This is a genomic window from Paenibacillus sp. Y951 (genome assembly GCF_056786395.1).
The window spans coordinates 1-5,531 of sequence record NZ_JBXCIY010000044.1 but is presented as its reverse complement, the minus strand read 5'-3'; the positions used below and the strand labels follow the sequence as shown (position 1 = coordinate 5,531).

Sequence of the window (5,531 nt, the reverse complement as noted above, 5' to 3'; positions counted from 1 at the left end):
TAGTTTACCACTTGACTAGAATCCCAGTCTGGAATTTGCGAAAAGTCCACATGCGACAAGAAATCTACAGTAAATGATACAGAGTTTACAAAATTTTGATTGTTGCTACTTTCAGTGGTCCAGTCATCCAGTCCAATTCCATAGATGTTTTTTGCTTTTTGAATATCAATCTTATGGAATACTGTCTTCGAGCCGTTCTTGGTGATACGTTTCGTCTCAACAATAGTTTTAGCGGAATTTACTTGCGTTCTTTTAGCTACCTGATCTCGAGTAATTCCTTTGGTCTCATGATCTCCACTGAGATACTGAACAAACACATCAATCCAATTTTGGCGGTGAATATAAACCGCATTTTCCTTCTCGTTATAAATATAATCATTTGCATGTTTGTAGTCGTGTCGTTTGCGGAGAACATATTGTAATAACTGTAACTCAAGATCGTCTGAGTTTTTCATCCCTTCAATGTTAGCTTCCAGTAATTTGATATGTTTACGGATGCCAGCGTCTGTGAAGTATTGCGGAACTTTCAGTTGATAATTAATCAAAATATTCTGTAATATTTTCATACCAAATGCGATTACTAGTAACGACTTTTCATTTCTACCAACTACGATGTGATCGTTATCCTTTGAGATAAGATTCTCACATTCATGGAACCACGTGTCCCAATGTGCATCATTTTCCATCAAATATTCAATCAAATACAATGATTCACGGTTGATAGTTTTACTAATTTTTTCAGTTTGTTTGAAAGCTATTTGTGCTTCTTTATTGTTTTTCCAATATCTGTTGCTGACTTCAATTTTTAAGCAACGGGTCAAGAATGCTTGATCCTTGAGGTTGTAGTTTGAAATGATGCATACAGGGTTAACCAACTTATATTGATCTACGCCTTCAAGATTACCGACCTCCAAATTGTGGTTATCATAAACGGATTTAAGATAATTAATTATCCTATTAGTTGCTTGGTTATCTTTCACATCTGCTTCTTCTACGATAGTTGGATGACCATTTGAATTTGAGAACATTTGTCTTAGCGGTTTGTTACTAGATAATGCGCTTTTTCCAATGCCTGTTTGATGTCCGCTAAATAGGGCACATAACCCCGCAGTGGCACTTTTCCCATCTTCACCTTGACCAGTAAGATATAGAATAGGATGGTTATTCGATTGCTTTTCTTTCAAATACCCACTGAGCAGGGAAGCCATAAACCAAGCAAGCGTAGTGACTGTTACCAGCGGATCATTTGTTTTCGGAAAGACTTCTGTCATACATTCTAAACCTTTAATGAATTGTGCAAGATCAGACTTGCGGTGAGTGTACTCAGATACTTTGGCAGCTTGCGTTGTGCAAATCATTGGATTATCAAGCCTTGCCTTGCTATTCATAACAACTTGGGATTCTATACCTTCTCGATAAAGAAATACAGGGACAGAATTTTCATTTGTAAAATGTAGTCCTAAATACATTTGGGGGTAAATAACTTTGTTTGGTAATAATGAAATATGAGGCTTCAAATGTTTGTGAAATTCTGTACTATCAGCGCTACAATAAATATTGGCATCTTTTAGTTTCAGAATGCTTTCAAAAATATTACATTGTGCCATTGAATTACTTAACAACTCAACCGTGGAAAATGAACCCTGTCGATTAATCTCTATAAGGGTCTTTTGATTCCCATTAGTTTCGATGATAACCCATTTATTTGTAACTACCCAATTGGTGATTTGTTCTAGTCTAGGTCCCTTGGCGGTTGTCTTTAGGATGACATAGCCCCCATTGGACTCATGGACTAAAGGTGGGACGATATTAGTTATTTGTAGAGCCTTCTCTTGCAACTTTTCTGTGTACTTTTGGGGGTCTTGGTTATCCAGTAGACCATTCTTGTGCAAAAGCTGCACATACGTTACTAGCTGCTCGTTAATGACGTTAATAGGCAAGCCTTTGTCAATCATGTCCTGTATAAACTTCTCTCCAAAAGATTCGACTCCTTGTTCATCTAACTTCTCAACCGATGCAATTAGTTCTTGCTCATTCATTAGTTTCTTCATTTCAAAATCCTCCTAGGATATGGTTTGTTGTAGTTTCTGAATAACATGGGCGAAATAAGGTGCTTGTTGGTGTTGGTTAATTCGAATCTCTGCTATTCCAAGCAAATGCTTTGCCACCAATTGCCGATCGACCTTCTCTACATTAATAGAAAGCCACTTGAATTCTTGTTTACTCCAAACCTGAACTTTCTTTAGAGATTTAATAGATTCCAATATCTTTTCAAAGTACCCGTTTTGTTCTAATTCATATAACTGTAATCTTTGAGCCACCGAGATGGATTTGTCCTTGTCATACACCATCAAACTAATAGGTGCACCATACTGTGCTACAAACTTGTAAGGACACTCTTTTATTAGTGGACATTCCCAGTTATGCTGCTCGCTCATGGTCTTGCAGCTTGTGGGAATCCCACCCATCGCAATATAATTGAGCTTGTTGAAATATGTTTTGTCCGTTTCATCTTCATCATATGTCAGAAAATTCTGACTAATATCATGAGTAAAGCTCCTTACATCATTCTTTATATTAGGATTATAAGCACCATACACAGCTAAGTTTGAAATTACGTCTGTCCAACTATGATTGTTAAAACAGTTCGAATCTTTTAAGTGTTGTTTTATAGCTTCACATCCTTTCATACGTTCAAATTGTCCTTGTGCTAGTGCGAGTGCTTCCCATTGTGAGGTATTAGTCGATCTAACAGGCTGATTTGATTGGACCAACACAGCTGGTGGCTTATTAGAGTTAACAACTTGATTATTCCACTTGATGAAAACTTGATGGGTGGGTGGCACTCTATGATTTTCGATAATCTTTCTGATCAACTCCCATTGTTCTTCGTACGGTTGTTGAGTTTCTCTATCAATAAACAACGTGTTTCCCTGCTTTATTGCTTCTCCTTGTAATGGCAAAGCTATCAGATTACCATAAGCCGACTTGAATAACATATCTTGGGAAGGTATAAGGCGGTCAAGAGAACGGGCATTGGAAGATCCCTTGGCAAAAGATCCTGTTATCGGAATATTTGCTGCCTTAAGAGCGTTAAACATTATAGATCTAGCTACACCAGCTTGCACGGGACTACTGAAGAATAACCACAGATGATATCCTTTTCCACTACTGCTGCGTTCGATAAAGCTTTGCAAATTATTATTTAGAAGGGTATCGTAGAGACTGCAGCAATCTGTCCAAGCGTTGTCGTTGTCATCAAAGTCAGCCACAATCCATTTGCATGTGTTTGTAGTAGCGTCAGTACTGTAAGCACCTAGTTTCATCTCTCCCTCAATGTGCTTATTAAAGACTAATGGGTTATAAAACCTCATTCCATCAGCGTCCGTTTTATAAGGCATCCAACAATCCCTTTTGATAGCTAATCGGTCCCTCCGTACTAGAAACAACTCATCGAAATCATTGTATTTATCAAGTTCATTCATTCGTGCACTCTCCTTTTGTCTTGGTAACTTTATTATGAGGCTATTTGCTAGATATGACGATCTCCATATTCGCGATTTAGTTAGATAAAGTCGAACGCGGACGGCGGTCACTATACTTTTGTAAGTTGTCGAAATTTTTTATTATCTCCTTGTCTCATAGAATTACTCCTTTTTTCTTCACTTTTCGACCTAAATCGGTTGGTTGTCCGTTTAGATTCCTAAGAATTATGCCCCATTGAATCGTCGTTGCACAATATAGTCCGTTTACCCCCTCATAGGGTGCTTACTCCTTCCTAGACTTTCCTCAAAGTCTTTCTTTCCGCCGTACCTTAATCCTACCGTCAGAAAGCTGAGGTTAACAATGGGGTCGTCTAATGCCCTCCCTGCGGTGTGCATACAACTTTTACTTTTTTTGTAAGGTGAAGTGCGCTGCAACTTAACCAATTCGGATGGATTACACCGCAAAAATTCCAATATGTCAAGAGGTTGAGTGCTGCTTGTGAATTCCTACTTATTACTCCTTTCTTAGAAAGTACAAATGCTAAATTCTCTTGAAGTGAGTGGCTAGTACAAGATAGAATCCAACTCATTTCTATAACTACATAAAGTCTCAAGATGTGCTTGCTTGGCAAGACCCCTCGGCAAGGACGGCAACGGGAGGCTCCATGGACATCCGCATTTTTATCAAATACTTGTTTTTGGTAAATTTCCCATGTTTTAATGGAAGTATGGACCGTTTGGACTGGAGTATAGTTGGCTGAATCGAGTCCGTTTAGATGGGTAGCCACGAAAAATTGACGGAAACGACTAGCCATGTTACTAAAGGTGCTTGTTTTCAAATCCAAACTCAAACGGTCTGTTATACCGCTTAGGTCATAAAGCCAAGCGTTTTAGCGAAAAGGTTAGAGTCTGAACACTTTCTTAAAGTGGGAGGCTCTTTTTTTGCGCCCAAATTTGAACTAACATTGGAGGAATTGATATGAGAGGTTGCGTAACAAAGCGAGGAGAACGATGGAGTTATGTCGTGGAATTTGGTAAAAACCCTGCTACTGGTAGAAGACAGCAAAAAACAAAAGGCGGGTTTGTTACTAAGTCAGATGCTGAACGTGCACTTGCCAAGGTGTTACATGAATTAAATACGGATACGTTTGTTGAACAAACGAAAGATGACGTTAGAGAGTTTTTCACCAGTTGGTTAGCTCACAAGCAACTGAGCATACGTCCTGGCACGTACAAGACGTACCGTTGGCTAGTTAATTTTCACATCATTCCCAATCTAGGACATATTAAGTTAAGGGGGCTTAAACCAGAGCACCTTGTCGAGTTGTATAGTAGGCTATCCAGTGGAGAAAAACCATTATCACCACAAACGATAAATCATATTCACAAAGTGTTAAATGATGCCTTAAATACTGCTGTTCGTTGGGAGAAGCTTGCTAAGAACGTAGCTCAGCTTGTAAAACCACCACAGATTCCTAAAAGTGAAACAAAAGTTTGGAACGAAGAAGAAGTTAAACAATTCTTAGCTTTCACTAAGAGTAGCCGTTACCATATGATTTACTTACTAGCTGCTACCACAGGCATGAGGCGTGGAGAAGTATTAGGCTTGAAGTGGGAGGATATTGATTGGAATAAACGGCAATTAACCGTCAGAAGATCGTATACACAGGCAGTCAATGGCTACCAGTTCCAAGAGCCGAAATCACCATCGAGCATTCGTAGCATCTTTTTGCCCGAAATGACCATGAAGGCATTAGAAGAGCAACAGAAGATGTTGCTAGCGGATAAGCAGAAGGCAGAAGCCAGTGGTCAAGATTACGCAGATTATGGATTAGTTGTCCAAACGAGGAATGGTTTCCCCATTAGCCCAAGCTTCCTCGAAGCACGTTGGAGAGATGTCTTACAAAAGTCAGGATTACCCAAGATTAGATTGCACGACTTGAGGCATACCCATGCAAGTTTGTTGCTGCAAGCAGGTGTACACCCACTGGTAGTTTCAAAAAGGTTAGGACATAGCAGTATTACAATTACACTGGATAGGTACTC

The 5,531-nt window shown here is 39.1% G+C and carries 3 protein-coding genes; 1 reads left to right on the top strand and 2 read right to left on the bottom strand.

Annotated elements, in window-relative coordinates; translation table 11 throughout:
• A partial coding sequence (locus AC1TPB_RS24540) for a hypothetical protein (protein ID WP_482078895.1) occupies nucleotides 1-2,051 on the bottom strand: 2,051 nt, incomplete at its 3' end.
• A 12-nt stretch (nucleotides 2,052-2,063) separates the two neighbouring features.
• Nucleotides 2,064-3,485 (bottom strand): TOTE conflict system archaeo-eukaryotic primase domain-containing protein, encoded by a 1,422-nt coding sequence (locus AC1TPB_RS24535; protein WP_482078894.1) that lies wholly within the window; start codon nucleotides 3,483-3,485, stop codon nucleotides 2,064-2,066.
• A gap of 979 nt (nucleotides 3,486-4,464) precedes the next feature.
• Between AC1TPB_RS24535 and AC1TPB_RS24530 the strand changes: the two genes are divergently transcribed.
• The coding region (locus tag AC1TPB_RS24530; RefSeq protein ID WP_482078893.1) for a tyrosine-type recombinase/integrase at nucleotides 4,465-5,531 on the top strand (1,067 nt) is incomplete at its 3' end.

What these genes read in the sequence shown, in the direction of transcription:
- AC1TPB_RS24535 (WP_482078894.1), bottom strand. Translation starts at nt 3,485, where the DNA reads ATGAATGAACTTGATAAATACAATGATTTCGATGAGTTGTTTCTAGTA.